Raw genomic sequence first — 14932 nt, 5'->3', positions numbered from 1 at the left:
GCGTTGCCACGCGTCGGATGATGGGGCAACCCCTCGCTCATGCCGCGAGGAGATAGCCGGCACCGTGTACTGCATCCAGTGGCAACGGGATACCCAGCGTCGCCAATACCTTTCGTCTCAAGCGGTGAATCATGGAATCCAAGCGGTGGGGGTCGAACGCCAGCACATCGTCGGCCAGCACCCCAATCAGTATCTCCCTTGATACGACCTGGTTGAGATGCCGCATGAACTCCTCCAGCAGCAGTCGCTCGGTCTTGGTAAGGGTCACCCTCCCCCCCAGCGGGGAAACCAGGATCCAATTATCCGAGCTCAGGTGCCACATACCAGCGATATCCGGAGCATGCGGCTTCAGTCTCCGCGCGACGCTATGCAGCGTCGCCACCAGGACATCAATCTCGACGGGCTTGGCGAGGTAGGCATCGGCACCCTCGGTCAGCCCCCGGATGCGGTCGACGCTTTCGGACCGTCCCGTCAACATCACTATCCCCATCCCCGGGCTTCGCGCACGCAAGCCGCGCGCCACCTCGAAACCATCGCCGTCTGGCAAGCCGATGTCCAAAAGGACAATGTCGGGCAGCATTTTCCCTATGACTTCAGACATTTCCGCCATGCTTCCCGAAGTCCGCACTTCGAAACCGAACCGACGAAGTTTTGGGGCCAGAACGTGCTCGCGCAAAAGATCGTCGTCTTCTAGGAGAACGAGCCGCAAAAAACCTTCACTCTCGGTGGAAGCGGTTGGATCAGCCGACGACATTGAACACACCTCGAGATTCGGAATCCATCAAGTGAAACAAACCTGCCGTCGCGATTTGATCCTGCTTCTCATCCGCAGCATGCATGCAAGAATATTCCTGATCGCAAAACCACCATGCATCGAATAATCCCGGCGTCCGTTCCACGGGCGCGCAATGCTTGCAAGCCTTTCCCGCACCGTGGTGTGCAACTGGTCGATGTCGAAACCTGTCTTCTGCGCTTCATACTCCATGACTTCGATGCCATGGTTCAGCGCGCACGTCATCATAGCCCGACGCGGATGGCCGCGCGCAGCTGCTTGCCTTAGCAGGCTGTTGAGAAATATCCCGAAGCGGCGACCATCATAGCCCCCATAGTCATCAGGTCGTGGTTGTACGCGCGGCACCGATGTCCAGCAACTTGGCATGTTCTCGTACATGTCGGTGGACGAGCGCATGCCAGCCGACCACCCGATCCGCAAGTTGTTCGTACTGGTCGATGCGATCCTGAGGGAACTCGATGACGTGCTGTCTTCCCGCCACGCCGTCGGCGGTCGTACCCCGATTCCTCTGGAGCGCCCGCTGCGCGCCTCGCTGCTGCGAGTGATCTACAAGTGCGCGCAGCGAGCGGGTGCTGATGGAGCAGCTCAACAACAACCTGCTGTTCCGTCGGTTCGTGGGCCTGAACATCGACGATGCGGCATGGGATCACCCCACCTTCTCCTTCAACCGGGATCGGCTGTTCGATGCAGAGATCGCCAAAGGGCGAAGTGAAACCGCCGATGATGGTGCCGTACGATCTATGAAAGCCATCGCGCAACTCGAGAGGTGTCGCTTCCCAACAGCCTGTTAAAGTTCGCGCGTTCCGCCAGATGATAGAAACCGACGCGCCATACACCTGTTGTCGCGCACCATGTGTATGCAGCCTTGCCACCGCCGCAACGAACCGATGTACCTGCAACACATTCTGCATCGAAGTCGCGCGACCGTGGCGAGAGTCCCGTGCAGACCGCGGCGCTGACCACCGCCAACAATTGCCGTTTCTTCGGCCTCGACCTCGCCGCGGCCCAAGAGCCTGTTCACAATCTTTCACCGTGCCAGCTGTAGGAGCGCACCCTGTGCGCGACTGCTCTTGACCAGGTCTCGCGGAAAACCTTCCGCGTACAGGATGCGCTCCTGCAAGAGCCGCATGGACTCGTGTGCTCTTTGCGGAAAGATCGTGAACAGGCGCCAGGCTACACCTCGGCCTTGAAGGTGCGTCCCAGCGTCGGACCGCCGCCGACGTAATGACGAAATACGTACAGCAGGGGGCGGAAGCGCTGCGGATCGATGTGGTTGCCGCCGTCGAGAACCATCTCTTCGTGCGCATATACCCGCAGCACTTCCGTCTCCACGGTGACGAAGCCGCCAGCGTCGTTTTTCCAGTCGTCGACGGAACGTGCGTGACACGCCGCCACGCGCGCCTCCATCTGCAACGGACATTCCGCGACGCGCGGCGCCCGCACCTGCTCCGAAGGCAGCGGCGTCAGTCCGGCCAGCGCGAACTTGTCGGCCACGTGGCGATAGCCCGCCTTCCAGTCCGGCACCGGATCGCAGCCGGTGGTCGGCGCCAGCGCCTCCACCGCGCGCCATTGTTCCGGCCCTGCCACGTTCAAGGTGCATTCGCGTTCGCGCCGCAGATTGGCCAGGCCCTGGCCGCCTTCGGCCAGGCCCAGCACGATGCGGTCGGCCAGCGCCCAGGCCGAGGACATTGGCGTCAGGTTGGCGCTGCCGTCTTCGTTGCGCGTGGCGATCAACAGCACCGGCGTGCCGAAATAAAGGATGCGCGGATGGATGGTGCGAATGGGAATGGGCGTTTGCATGGACACCATCGTCGCGGCAGCGGCACCCTTCATGTTTCGGCGGCCAACGAAGTGTCAGCGGCAACGGCGCGTTAGCATGCGTCCATGCACGCCGCCCCCACCCGCTACCAGCTCGCCGAGATCGGCAGCCTGCTCGCCGACCCGTCGCGTGCGGCAATCCTGCTGGCCCTGGTGGATGGGCGTGCGCGGCCCGCAGGCGAACTGGCGCGCATGGCCGGCATCGCACCCAGCACGGCCAGCGCGCACCTGGGTCGGCTGGTGGAAGGCGGTCTATTGCAAGTGCTGGATCAGGGCAGGCATCGCTATTTCCGCGTGGCCAACGACCAGGTCGTGCAGGTGCTAGAAGCGCTTCCCCTGTTACGCGCGCCGCAGCAATGTCTTCCGAAATCCACGGCCGGAACGCGGCCGCTGGCCTTTGCCCGCACCTGCTATCGCCACCTCGCCGGACGGTTGGGCGTGGCGTTTTATGAAGCACTGCGCCGGCAGGCCTGGATCGAGCTTGGCGAACAGTCGGTGCGGCTTACCGCCACGGGGATTGAAGCACTGCAAACGGCCGGCCTGCTTCCGCACGGAGCCGGGCAGGCGCTGGCGGGACGCGGGTGCCTGGATTGGACCGAGCGCCGCTTCCACCTCGGCGGCTCATTGGGCGTGGCGATCACCGAACATCTGCTGCGCCGCGATTGGCTGCGCCGCCATGACGGTTCACGCGCCCTGCTGTTGACGCCGCCCGGGCGCAGCGAACTGCGCCGACTTGGCATCGTCCTCGGCGATTGAATGCACCGGTTTGGCGCCTGTGCAAACCTTCTCTTCGAGTACGCAATAGCGTGCTCTGTGTTGTCGCAAGAAACAGAGATGTCCGGAGCAACTCCGAAGTAACCCAGAGAAATGGCCTCATTCAATCCGCTGGGACTGCAAGCAGACTGCGTCGAAAACGTTGGGGCCACTCCCGCCTACGCGATAGACGCGGCGGTCGCACCGAGCCGTATCGGTAAGCTCGGGGATCTCCAGATAGCCGCCAATACAGTTGCGCAGAAATTTGGAGCGCGCCTCTAAAGCTGCCGCCACTCGCCCGGCGCAAGACCATCCAGTGCATGCTCCCCGATGCGCAAGCGGATCAGCCGCAGCGTAGGGAAGCCCACCGCGGCGGTCATGCGGCGCACCTGGCGGTTGCGACCTTCGCGCAGGGTGACGGTGAGCCAGCTGGTGGGGATGGCCTTGCGGAAGCGTACCGGCGGGTCGCGCGGCCACAGCCAATCCGGTTCGTCGGCATGCTCGGCGAGCGCCGGCAACGTGGGGCCATCGTTCAGCACCACGCCGCGACGCAGCGCGGTGAGCGCTGCGTCGTCGATCGTTCCATCCACCTGCACCAGGTAGGTCTTTGGCTGCTTGTGACGCGGGTCGGTAAGGCGGTGCGCGAGCGGGCCATCGTCGGTGAGCAGCAGCAAACCCTCGCTGTCGTGGTCCAGCCGACCGGCTGCGTAGACGCCCTTCTGTCGCACGTAGTCGGTCAGCGTGGGCCGACCGTCGTCGCTGGTGAACTGGCACAACACGCCGTAGGGCTTGTTGAGCGCAATCAACATGACGGCTGCATGTGCGACAGCGACTTAGTGCGCCGCAGCCGGCTTCACGAAGCGCAGCGTCATGCGATCCGATTCGCCGATGGCCAGGTACTTCGCCCGATCCTGGTTGCCCAGCGTCAGCGTGGGCGGCAAGGTCCATACGCCCTTCGGATAGTCCTTGGTGTCCTTCGGGTTCGCGTTGATCTCGCTCTGGCCCTCGAGCTTGAAGCCGGCGTCGGTGGCAAGCTTAATCACATAGTCGGTGGGCAGATAGCCGCTGGACATTACTGCATCCAGGGTGGCGCCCGGCGCCGCGCGATGGTCGGTCACGCCGAGTACGCCGCCCGGGCGCAGCACGGCGAAGAACGCCTTGAACATCGCCTCTGCGGTGCCGGCTTCCGCCCAGTTGTGCACGTTGCGGAACGTCAGCACCCGGTCGGCCGAGCCGGGCGGACCGAACACCGGCGCCTTGGGATCGAACTCGACGACATGGGCCTTGCCGTATTCGGCCGGGTTGGCGGCGAACTTCCTGCGCAGCGCGTCGTCGTCGCGCTTCGCTTCGCCACCGGCAGGCGCTTCCACGGCGGCGATGTAATGGCCGCGGTCGCGCAGCAGCGGTGCCAGGATCTCGGTGTACCAGCCACCGCCCGGGATGATCTCGACCACCGTCTGGTTGGCCTGCACGCCGAAGAACTGCAGCGTGGCCTTGGGATGGCGGTAGAGGTCGCGCGCGCGATTCGTCGGCGTGCGCCAGTTGCCAGCGATAGCGGCGTCGAGCCGGCTGGCACTCCCCGGCGGCACCGACGCGGCCGCCGGCTGATGTGGCATTGCCTGTTGCGCGTGGCTGGGCGAGGTAGCCATGCCCATGGTCAACAGCAGCGCTGCGCCGGCCCCAAAAATCATTGGATGTTTCATGGAAGGCTCCTGTGCATGGATATGGTCCGCCCAGTATGCGGGATGGCGGGCGCGGAGTGATGACAGGCCGAACCGGCTCAGAACGGTCGCGGGCACACCGATTGCAAGCCGTCGATGTGCTCGTGCAGGTCCGAAGCGATGCCCTGCCACATCGGGTCGAGGATGAAGTCGATCCCTTCGCGCCGCGCCAGCTTCGCAGCGGGAATGAAATCCGCATCGCCCGCCACCAGCACGATCTGGTCCACCAGCTGCTTGTAGGCCAGCGCGGCAATGTCGATGCCGATCTTCATGTCCACCTGGGTCTGGCGCATGTCCGGCTCGTAGTGCTCGTCGCCCAGATCGTCCCAGTGCAGGTTGCCGTCGCGCAGCTGCTGCATGGCATGGGACTTCAGCTTCCATTCGCCGCGTTCGGCGAGCCGGCCCAGCCGCAGCGCCATCTTGCGCTGGCGGCGCAATTGATCGTGCAGCTCGCGACGGAACGCTGCGGCGCCGCTGCGCCCGAAATCCACGACGTCGCCGCTCACCGGACGCACGAAGCTCTTTTCCAGCGGCGGGCAGTCGTAGAAGAAGATGCGGTACAGCGATTCGCGCGGACGGTCCAGCGCCTTCAGATGCTCCAGTGCCATGCCGAATACGGTCTTGGCCACGGTGCGCGCGTCGTTGGCGTCGCGCTCGCCCCATACTTTCCGGTAGCGCGCAAGGAAGAAGGCGCCGTCGACGAGGATGGCGGTACGTTGCATAGGAGATCCTTATATGACGCGGTAAAAAAGAGTCATGATTTGCGCACGGTCGCGCATCTGCATTTTACGCAATGCGGGTCAGGCGACGGGGAGCACCGCATCCGGCTCCCATACGTGCATCTGCTCGCGGAAGGTCTTCGCCTCGGCCAGCAGCCACTCGCGGAAGGCCTGCAACCCGCGATGCTCCTGCGAGCGCGGCGGGTACACGAGCCAGTACGCCTCCGGCACTGGCATATAGTTGTGGCCCAACACCACCAGCATGCCGGCGTCGATCAGCGACTTCGAGGTCACCATGCGGCCCAGGCCGACCCCGAGACCTTCCAGCGCTGCATGACGCGCGGCATCGAGGCTGTCGAAGTTCGCCACCCGGCGCGAGGGCAGCCTGCCGCCATAGCGCGCGAACCAGTCGCGCCAGCGATCGGCCGGATTCGGGTCGCCCAGCAGCGGCCAGTCGCTGAGGTCTTCGGGGTTGGCTCCGCCCATGCGCGCCACCAGTTCTGGCGTCGCTACCGGCGCAAGCCACTCGGCGAACAGCCGGTCGGCGTGCAGGCCCGGCCATTCGCCGCGCCCGTAGCGCAATGCGCAGTCCACCGGCTCCCGCTCGAAATCCACCAGTGCCGACGAGGACTGCAGATTGAGCTCCAGGTCCGGATGCGACGCCACCATGCGTGGCAACCGTGGCATCAGCCAGCTCGACATGATGCCGGGGCTTGCACTCAAGGTGAGTGCGTCGTGACGGTATTCACGGTAGCGCAGCAAGGCGTGCTCGATGCCGTCGAAGTGCACGCCCACTGCATCGAACAGGCGGCAGCCTTCCACGGTGAGGCTTACTCCGCGTGGGCCACGCTCGAGCAGGCGTCGGCCCAGCCGTTCCTCCAGCTGGCGCATCTGGTGGCTGAGCGCACTCACCGTGAGATGGGCCTGCTCCGCGGCGCGCGACAGCTTGCCGTGGCGGGCGACCAGCACGAACTGCTGCAACAGGTCCAGCGAGAGCCGCGTCATCTTGAATGATCCTCAAGTCAGGCTTGCGAAGATATCGCTTTTTCGGCATCACGCCAGGCCTTACCTTGCATCCATCCCCACCCCAACTTGCAAGGAATTCACCATGCGCTCGCCCTTCGTCGGCCTGCTGCTGCAGCACGGCCATGTGCATTCCCCCGAACTCGTCCGCCAGCTGACCGATGAGGATCAGCAGCCCCTGCCCCTGCGTGACGCGGTCAAGCGGCTGACCACGCCGGAGGCCGCGGCCAGGCGGAACTCGTGGGGCGCCGTTACCCGCTCCGCGCGCTACCTGTTTCTCATCAACTCGCCCTGACAATGCAGGGAGGAGCGACTGCCAGTTCGGATCCGTCCGGCTGGCGGTCGGTTTCATCTCGCAAGCCCGAGCGGACACCCACAAGGCCTCATCGTTCTTGCAGACTCCACATCGGCTTCATGGCGGCACCGTGGACCTCGTCGCCGGCAACATTTCGTGGTCCGATGGAAGTCGAAGACAAGCCGCTTGCCGGCGGCGATGGCAGGAGAACACCATGATCTGTCGCATATGGCACGGGATCACGCCACGCTCCAAGGCCGATGCCTACGCGGGCTTCCTTGAGCGACGCGCCATTCCGGACTACCGTTCCGTTCCCGGCAACCGATTTGTCGCCGTGCTTCGGCGGGATGATGCCGAGGTCACGCACTTCATGACGGTGACGCACTGGGATTCGGAGGAAAGCATTCGCGCTTTCGCCGGAGACGAGTTGCTGAAGGCCAAGTACTACCCCGAGGACCGGGACTATCTGCTGGAGTTCGAACCGCTGGTCCAGCACTTCGTCATGGTCGCCGCCGAGGGAACGAGCTGAATCGGCGCCCACGGCTCCATCCAGCCGCATAGCGCCAGGAGATATTCATGCAGAACCGCCCGCTCGGCCGCTCGCCGCTTTCCATCGCCCCGCTGGTGTTCGGCGGCAACGTGTTCGGCTGGAGTGTCGACGAGGCGCACGCGTTCCAACTGCTCGATGCCTTCGTCGACGGCGGCGGCAACATGGTCGACACCGCGGATGTCTACTCGGCCTGGGTACCCGGCAATGCAGGCGGCGAATCCGAAACCATCATCGGCAAATGGCTGAAGCAGAGCGGCAAGCGCGACCGCGTGCTGCTCGCCACCAAGGTGGCGAAATGGGCCGAGCATCCCGGCCTCTCCCCAGTCAACATCCGCGCCGCGGTGGAAGGTTCGCTGCAGCGCCTGCAGACCGACCGCATCGATCTCTACTTCGCGCACGAAGACGACGCCAGCGTGCCCATGCACGAAACGCTGGGCGAATTCGCGCGGCTGATCGAAGAGGGCAAGGTGCGCGCCATCGGCGCCTCCAACTTCCGCGCCGATCGCGTCGCCGACGCGCTGGCGCTGTCGAAGCAGCACAACCTGCCCCGCTACGAATGCCTGCAGCCGGAGTACAACCTCGTCGCGCGCGCCGGCTACGAGGTGGAACTCGAACCGCTGGTACGCGAGGAAGGTCTGGGCGTGGTCTGCTACTACGCGCTCGCCAGCGGCTTCCTCTCCGGCAAGTACCGCAGCGCGGCCGACCTCGCCAAGAGCAGCGCGCGCGGCGGCGCGGCCAAGCGCTACCTCAACCCGCACGGCCTGCGCGTGCTGGATGTGCTCGACGCGGTGGCTGCCGCACACCGGGCCACGTCCGCACAGGTGGCGCTGGCATGGCTGATCGCGCATCCGGGCATCACCGCGCCGATTGCCAGCGCGACCAGCGTGGCGCAGCTCGCGGAGATCATGGGTGCGCTGTCGCTCACCTTGCGCGCGGACGAGATCGCCGCACTGGACCAGGCCAGCGGGATGTAGTCGCGGTCAGGCCCATTCGACCCGATCCCGGCCAGCCTCCTTGGCGATATACAGAGCGCGGTCGGCGGCCTCGATCAGCTCCCGACCCGTCGTTCCATTTGTGGCGTCCAGCGAGGCACCGCCGATGCTGACCGTCACCTGGCCGGACGGACTGTCCGCGTGCTCGATGCCCAGTTGCCTTACCGCGTCGCACAGGCATTGCGCCACCAGCAGCGCGCCGGCACGCGTGGTGTCCGGCATCAGCAGCACGAATTCCTCGCCACCGTAGCGCGCCAGCACATCCGAGCGCCGCTTTTCCAGGTCCTGCAGGACCCCTGCCACGGACTGCAGGCAGCGGTCGCCGGCGGGGTGCCCATAGCGGTCGTTGTATTGCTTGAAGCGATCGACGTCGATCATCAGCAGCGAGATGCCTCGCCGATTGCGGATGGCAGTCGCGTACATGCGCGCATAGGCCTCCTCGAAAGCGCGCCGGTTGGCGACCCCGGTAAGCACGTCGATGTGCGCCAGTTCCACCAACCGTTCCTGGTCGTCGCGCAACTGCGCTTCGATCTGCGCACGGCGCACCTCTCCCAGCACGCCGCGCAGTCCTGATCCCAGCAAGGTCGCCACTACGCCGGCCGCCCCCAAGACAAAGCGATGCTGCATCAGGAAGATCGCCACCACCAATACGGACAGCGCAAGCAACTGCGGGCTGGCGGTGCGCACGAAGCGCGCCGGCACCAGCGACGATCTCGACACGCCCTTCAACGGGGGCGCCAGGCTGCTCACCGCCAGCAGCATGAACGGCACGTCGACCACGAGGTCATAGAGTGAACCCGTTCGCGGCGCCACATCCATCGCCACATGATGGTTGTAGTAGAACGCCACCAGCGCGTAGCTGACGGCGTAGATCACCAACACCCCGAAGAACTCGCGTTGGGATCTGGAGTCGCTGGCGAAGAAGCGGATAAGTGCCGTAATGGCCAGGTACGCGTTCTCCAGGTCGAACAGATGCGCGATCAGCGGCGGCGAGACGTCGTTGCCGACGACGTTCAACGCGTTCAACGCCTGGATCAGGGCGAAATAGAGCAATCCCAGGGCAAGCGCGAGAAACGCGTCGATGCCGCGCTGTACCCACGTCGATGCATCGGTGCCCACGGTGGCGATGGCGTAGGTGATCGGTACGCCATACAACGTGTAGACCAGCATGATGCCGGCTGGAGCCAACACGTTGAGGTCCAGCACCACATCCTGGATGAGACTCCCCAGCATGCCAAGCGTCCACAAGGCCATGCTGGCCGCCAGCAGGACCCAGCCCGGGTGCGGAGAGTGCGCCTGCCCGCGACGGTGGCGGTGGAGCACCGTCAGCATCGCCAACATCGGCGCCGCCATCAGGAATACGTACGAAACGCCCATCGCATGGTTCGGGAAGCATATGATCGCCACCCCATGAAGCACGATGAACAACCCGGCTAGCCATCCGATGACGCGCATCCGTCGACCCAGTTCACGGCGCCCCATGGCGCTATGGAGATAAATACGCCCTGGCGGGAAAACGCGCAAACGCCTATGAGCTATCTCGATGTGGCCGGGGCGGCCCCGATATCCGGCTCCGTCGCGTCCTGCTGTTCCGGCGACTCCACCGTATAGCCCTGTGCGGCCAGCTTGGCGAGATAGCCGTCCGTCGCCATCAATTCGTCCATTGGCAACATGGCGAAGCTGGTGTCGTTCTTCGTCAGGGCATCACGCGCAGCCGCCAGCCATGCGGCCTCCAGCTGCGCGGGTATGTCCGCCAGACCCAGCTGTCGCGCGAAGCCGGCGCTGGTGATCGCATTGACGCAAGCATCACGGCGATGGCTGTCGGGCTGCGTCCGCAACGCTTCGAGATCGCCGGTGGCCCAGGCGTTGGCGCGTTCGGCCATCGCCGGCAAGTCGTGTTCGACGGCATCCAGCGTGCGGTTGAAGCATTCGATATCGCTGGGCGCGGCAGCCTTGAAGGCCTTGAGCGCGTCGCCCGGATGCTGGATCTCCACGCGGTATTGCACGGGCGTTTCGGCCATGCCTCCGCTCTTCACCAGTGCAGCCACCGTGCCCGACACGCCGCCATCGTTGCTGAGGTCATTCGCCTTGAGCGCCTTCTTGTACAGCTCCTGCGCCGCGAACAGCGGTCGCCAACGCTCGATGCCGCTGTCGTCGCCGATGTACTTCCGTTTCAAGGCCAACCATCGCGCGTAAGTGGGCGCATCCATCACCTGGTTCAGCGATTTGCCGTCCGGGTTCTTGCGCGCGCCATAGGCGCTGGGCAAGAGGAACAGCTTGCCGAAGAAACCGATATCCGCCTTCAACTCGAGCCTCGGTTGCGTCAACACCTGCTTCGAGCGTGCGATCACCTGTTCCACCTGGTGCGATTCCCACTGCATATGGGCGGGCAGCGGCGATAGCGTGCCCAGTACCCACAGCACATGGCCATCCTTGCTCACCTTCCACAGGCCCGGCCCGGATACCACGCCAGTGACGACCGTCGGTGCCAGCAACGGCACGTTGGCCGGTACCGGCGGCGCTGCCGTCGAGGGCCTCGCCGGCGACGTCTGCATCGGCGCGGCAGCGGCGGCCGACACGACCAGCATCAGGCTCAACAGCACAATCCAGGGGCGCATCAGGTTCTTCCTCGTGGTCAATAACGGGTATCGGCATCCAGGCGAGAGCCGCCCGTCGGCAGCGCTCTGACCGCGCCGGTTGATGGATGTTCACCCGAACGGGACAACGACGCTTGAACGGACACGCGCGATCGCGAGCAAGCTCTTACGGATCAGCTTCGTCCGGCGGCTGAACGACGTAGCCTTCCGCTTCGAGCCGCGCGAGGGGTCCATCGGGCGACAGCAGCTTGTCCATCGGCAACGTGGCGAAGGTGGTTGCATTGCGCGCCAGCGCCTGCTCTGCCGCGTAGAGCCAGGTGGCATCGATCCGCGAGGGAAGATCGCGCATATCCAGTTGTCGCGCAAAATCGGCGTTCATCGCAGCAACCACGCATGCCTCGCGGGCGACTTCCTGCGAAGTGCCGCGCAGCGCGGCAACATCGCCGCTGGACCAGGCGTTGGCGCGCACTGCCAATTCATCCACGCCATGCGCCACCATGTCCATGGTCTCCTGCAGGCAGCCGATGTCCTGCTGCTGGGTTTCACGGATGGTCTCGTCTGCGTCGCGCGGATGCGCGACCACTATTTCGTACTCGACCGGCGTGCGCTTCACACCGTGTCGCCGTGCCAGCTTTTCGATGGCATGCGCGACCTCGTCCGCGTCGGTCAGCCCTCCCTTGGCCAACGCCGCCTTGTAAAGCTCGAACGCTGCCACGATCGGACGCCAGTGCGCGCTGCCCCAGCCGTGCACGCCGTACTGGTCCTGCATTGCCTGCCAACGTGCATACGTCTGTGACGGCAACAACTGCTGCAGGGTGGCGTCGTCGGGGTTCCTGCGCGCGTCGTATGCAGACGGCAGCAACAGCAGCTTGCCGAAGGCGCTGGTGTCCAGCCTGAGACGGGCCGCCGGCACTTCGAGCAGTTCCTGCGATTGCGCCAAGGCCTTTTCCACCGGCGCCGAACGCCACTTCATGTGCTCGGGCAGCGGCGTCAGCGTGCCAAGCACCCACAGCACATGCCCTTCCCGGCTCACCTTCCACAGGCCCGGTCCGAGCTGCACGCCGGTGACGCTGACCGGGGCCAGCGTGACGGCGGCCGTGGATGCGTGGGCGGGTGCGGCGGCCGTCTGCGCGCGCATCGGCCCGGCAAGGATGCAAAGCAGCAACAGTAGCCAGGATGCCCGGATCATGTGCTCCATTTCCGCTCGGGAATCTCCAGAATTACCAATGAGTATCGTGCGGTTTCGAAGCCGCTAGAAATCTCTCGCCACGCAGTCTGACCCGCTGCATTCGTGCGTCCATGAGGGCAGCGGGTGCGCGATGCAAACGAACCGGTCGCGGATGGCGGCCTCATCGCGCCGGTACGCAGCACGGCGACGGCGATCGTCCGCACTGCGTTCCGGCGTTGGCGGCATCGGATTACTTCAGCGTCGCCAGAGCGCCGTTGAAGGTTACGCTCGGGCGCATCGCCTTGCCGATGAGATCCAGGTCCGGGTGGTAGTAGCCATGGATGTCCACCGGCTTGCCCTGCGCTCCGTTGAGCTCGCCAACGATCTTCGCCTCGTTCTCGGTGAGGATCTTCGCCAGCGGCGCGAACTCCGCCTTCAGTTCCGCGTGATTGTCCTGCGCGGCCAGTGCCTGCGCCCAGTACAGGGCGAGGTAGAAATGGCTGCCGCGGTTGTCCAGCTCACCGACCTTGCGGGCGGGCGAGCGGTCGTTGCCCAGCACCTTGCCGTTGGCCTCATCCAACGTCTTCGCCAGCACTTTCACGCGCGCGTCGCCGGTCTTGTCGCCCACGAACTCCAGCGACGCCTGCAGGGCCAGGAATTCGCCCAGCGAGTCCCAACGCAGGTAGTCCTCTTCGAGGAACTGCTGCACGTGCTTGGGTGCGGAGCCGCCGGCGCCGGTCTCGAACAGGCCACCACCGGCCATCAGCGGCACGATGGAAAGCATCTTGGCGCTGGTGCCCAGCTCCATGATCGGGAACAGGTCGGTGAGGTAGTCGCGCAGCACGTTGCCGGTCACCGAGATGGTGTCCTGGCCCTTGCGGATGCGCTCCAGCGAGAACTTGGTCGCCGCCACCGGGTCGAGGATGCTGATTTGAAGCGGCTTGCCGTCGAGGCCGCTGGCGTCATGGTCCTTGAGGTAGCGCTCGACCTTCTTGATGATCTCGCGATCGTGCGCGCGCTGCGGATCGAGCCAGAACACTGCCGGCGTGTCGCTGAGGCGCGCACGCGACACCGCGAGCTTCACCCAATCCTGGATCGGCGCATCCTTGGTCTGGCAGGCGCGCCAGATGTCGCCGGCTTCCACCGCGTGTTCGTGCAGCACCTTGCCGGCTTCGTCGGTCACCTTCACCACGCCGTCGGCGGCGATCTGAAAGGTCTTGTCGTGCGAGCCGTATTCCTCGGCGGCCTGCGCCATCAGGCCCACGTTGGGCACGCTGCCCATGGTCGCAGGATCGAACGCGCCGTGCGCCTTGCAGTCGGCGATGGTGGCCGCGTATACGCCCGCGTAGCTGCGATCGGGGATGATGGCCTTGCAGTCCTGCTGCTTGCCTTCGGCGTTCCACATCTTGCCGGAGTCGCGGATCATCGCCGGCATCGAGGCGTCGATGATGACGTCGCTGGGCACGTGCAGGTTGGTGATGCCCTTGTCGGAATTCACCATCGCCAGCGCCGGGCGCTGCGCGTATTCGGCCGCGATGTCGGCCTTGATCGCCGCCTGCGTCTCCGCCGGCAGGCTGCCGAGGCGCGCGTACAGGTCGCCGATGCCGTTGTTGGCATCGAAGCCCGCCTGCTTCAGCACGTCGGCGTGCTTCGCGATCACGTCCTTGTAGAACTCGTTCACCACCACGCCGAACATGATGGGGTCGGACACCTTCATCATGGTCGCCTTGAGGTGCACCGAGAACAGCACGCCCTGCGCCTTGGCGTCGGCGACCTGCGCATCGATGAAGCTGGCCAGCGCCTTGCGGCTCATCACCGCGGCGTCGAGGATCTCGCCGGCCTTCAGCGCGACCTTCTCCTTCAGCACCTTGCTGGAGCCGTCCTTGCCGAACCACTCGATCTTCACCGTGGCCGGCGCGTCCACCACTACGGACTTTTCGCTGCCGTAGAAATCGCCGCCGTCCATGTGCGACACGTGGGTCTGCGAATCCGCGCTCCATGCGCCCATCTTGTGCGGATGCTTGCGCGCGTAATTCTTCACCGAGAGCGGCGCGCGTCGGTCGGAATTGCCTTCGCGCAGCACCGGATTCACCGCGCTGCCCTTCACCTTGTCATAGCGCGCCTTGGCGTCCTTCTCCGAATCGTTCTGCGGCACGTCCGGGTAATCCGGCAACGCATAGCCCTGCGACTGCAGCTCCTTGATCGCGGCCTTGAGCTGCGGCACCGAGGCGCTGATGTTCGGCAGCTTGATGATGTTGGCGTCCGGTGTGGTGGCGAGCTTGCCCAGTTCGGCGAGGTGGTCGCCGATCTTCTGCCCGTCCTTCAGACGATCCGGGAACTGCGCCAGGATGCGCCCGGCCAACGAGATGTCGCGCGTTTCCACCGCGATGCCGGCAGTGGCGGCGAACGCCTCCACGATGGGCAGCAGCGACGCCGTGGCAAGGTACGGTGCTTCGTCGGTGAGGGTGTAGATGATCTTCGGCGTATCGGACATGGTCGGCGA

16 protein-coding genes are annotated in these 14932 nt (G+C 65.0%); 5 read left to right on the top strand and 11 right to left on the bottom strand.

Going from position 1 to position 14932, the window contains the following annotated elements; all coding sequences use genetic code 11:
- Positions 1-37 precede the first annotated feature (37 nt).
- Together IHE49_RS15175 and IHE49_RS15170 are read right to left on the bottom strand one after the other, a co-directional pair.
- Entirely contained in the window at positions 38-754 is a 717-nt protein-coding gene (locus IHE49_RS15175) for a response regulator transcription factor (RefSeq protein ID WP_192159411.1), read from the bottom strand.
- Between the two features lie 27 nt (positions 755-781).
- Entirely contained in the window at positions 782-1189 is a 408-nt protein-coding gene (locus IHE49_RS15170) for a hypothetical protein (protein WP_192159409.1), read from the bottom strand.
- Positions 1190-1368: 179 nt separating this feature from the next.
- On the opposite strand from IHE49_RS15170, the gene IHE49_RS15165 reads away from it, so the two are divergent.
- Positions 1369-1584, top strand: a complete 216-nt coding sequence (locus IHE49_RS15165) for a transposase (protein WP_192159407.1) — start codon at positions 1369-1371, stop codon at positions 1582-1584.
- A gap of 382 nt (positions 1585-1966) precedes the next feature.
- Here IHE49_RS15165 and IHE49_RS15160 read toward each other — a convergent pair whose 3' ends face one another.
- The gene (locus tag IHE49_RS15160; RefSeq protein WP_192159405.1) at positions 1967-2593 is read right to left on the bottom strand and encodes a flavin reductase family protein; all 627 of its coding nucleotides are present in this window, start codon (positions 2591-2593) and stop codon (positions 1967-1969) included.
- An 84-nt stretch (positions 2594-2677) separates the two neighbouring features.
- On the opposite strand from IHE49_RS15160, the gene IHE49_RS15155 reads away from it, so the two are divergent.
- The gene (locus tag IHE49_RS15155) at positions 2678-3367 is read left to right on the top strand and encodes a winged helix-turn-helix domain-containing protein (RefSeq protein WP_192159403.1); all 690 of its coding nucleotides are present in this window, start codon (positions 2678-2680) and stop codon (positions 3365-3367) included.
- Positions 3368-3642: 275 nt separating this feature from the next.
- Here the strand turns inward: IHE49_RS15155 and IHE49_RS15150 are convergent, their stop codons facing one another.
- The 4 genes from IHE49_RS15150 to IHE49_RS15135 form a co-directional block, all read right to left on the bottom strand.
- On the bottom strand, positions 3643-4173 hold the full coding sequence (locus IHE49_RS15150) for a pseudouridine synthase (protein ID WP_192159401.1): 531 nt from the start codon (positions 4171-4173) through the stop codon (positions 3643-3645).
- Positions 4174-4197: 24 nt separating this feature from the next.
- A complete protein-coding gene (locus tag IHE49_RS15145) occupies positions 4198-4980 on the bottom strand; it encodes a methyltransferase (RefSeq protein WP_225578487.1) in 783 nt (260 codons plus the stop codon).
- Between the two features lie 164 nt (positions 4981-5144).
- Positions 5145-5807, bottom strand: a complete 663-nt coding sequence (locus tag IHE49_RS15140; protein ID WP_192159399.1) for an NYN domain-containing protein — start codon at positions 5805-5807, stop codon at positions 5145-5147.
- Between the two features lie 78 nt (positions 5808-5885).
- A complete protein-coding gene (locus IHE49_RS15135; protein WP_192159397.1) occupies positions 5886-6809 on the bottom strand; it encodes a LysR substrate-binding domain-containing protein in 924 nt (307 codons plus the stop codon).
- Positions 6810-6912: 103 nt separating this feature from the next.
- On the opposite strand from IHE49_RS15135, the gene IHE49_RS15130 reads away from it, so the two are divergent.
- The 3 genes from IHE49_RS15130 (at position 6913) to IHE49_RS15120 (ending at position 8646) form a co-directional block, all read left to right on the top strand.
- On the top strand, positions 6913-7122 hold the full coding sequence (locus tag IHE49_RS15130) for a hypothetical protein (RefSeq protein WP_192159395.1): 210 nt from the start codon (positions 6913-6915) through the stop codon (positions 7120-7122).
- 130 nt (positions 7123-7252) lie between these two features.
- Positions 7253-7651 carry a hypothetical protein gene (locus IHE49_RS15125; protein ID WP_225578480.1) on the top strand — a complete coding sequence of 133 codons (399 nt, stop codon included), beginning with the start codon at positions 7253-7255 and terminating at the stop codon, positions 7649-7651.
- A gap of 47 nt (positions 7652-7698) precedes the next feature.
- Entirely contained in the window at positions 7699-8646 is a 948-nt protein-coding gene (locus IHE49_RS15120) for an aldo/keto reductase (RefSeq protein ID WP_192159393.1), read from the top strand.
- Between the two features lie 6 nt (positions 8647-8652).
- On the opposite strand, the gene IHE49_RS15115 is transcribed toward IHE49_RS15120, so the two are convergent.
- The 4 genes from IHE49_RS15115 to IHE49_RS15100 form a co-directional block, all read right to left on the bottom strand.
- Entirely contained in the window at positions 8653-10041 is a 1389-nt protein-coding gene (locus tag IHE49_RS15115) for a GGDEF domain-containing protein (RefSeq protein WP_192159391.1), read from the bottom strand.
- Between the two features lie 158 nt (positions 10042-10199).
- The gene (locus IHE49_RS15110) at positions 10200-11282 is read right to left on the bottom strand and encodes a TraB/GumN family protein (protein ID WP_192159389.1); all 1083 of its coding nucleotides are present in this window, start codon (positions 11280-11282) and stop codon (positions 10200-10202) included.
- 145 nt (positions 11283-11427) lie between these two features.
- Complete coding sequence (locus tag IHE49_RS15105; protein WP_225578479.1) at positions 11428-12450, bottom strand: TraB/GumN family protein; 1023 nt, start codon at positions 12448-12450, stop codon at positions 11428-11430.
- 229 nt (positions 12451-12679) lie between these two features.
- The gene (locus IHE49_RS15100; RefSeq protein ID WP_192159385.1) at positions 12680-14923 is read right to left on the bottom strand and encodes an NADP-dependent isocitrate dehydrogenase; all 2244 of its coding nucleotides are present in this window, start codon (positions 14921-14923) and stop codon (positions 12680-12682) included.
- Positions 14924-14932: the final 9 nt, after the last annotated feature.

This window comes from Rhodanobacter sp. 7MK24, assembly GCF_014842995.1.
Taxonomy (GTDB): Bacteria; Pseudomonadota; Gammaproteobacteria; order Xanthomonadales; family Rhodanobacteraceae; genus Rhodanobacter_A.
The sequence above is the reverse complement of the archived record's forward strand: the minus strand, read 5'-3'. Positions and strand labels throughout refer to the sequence as shown.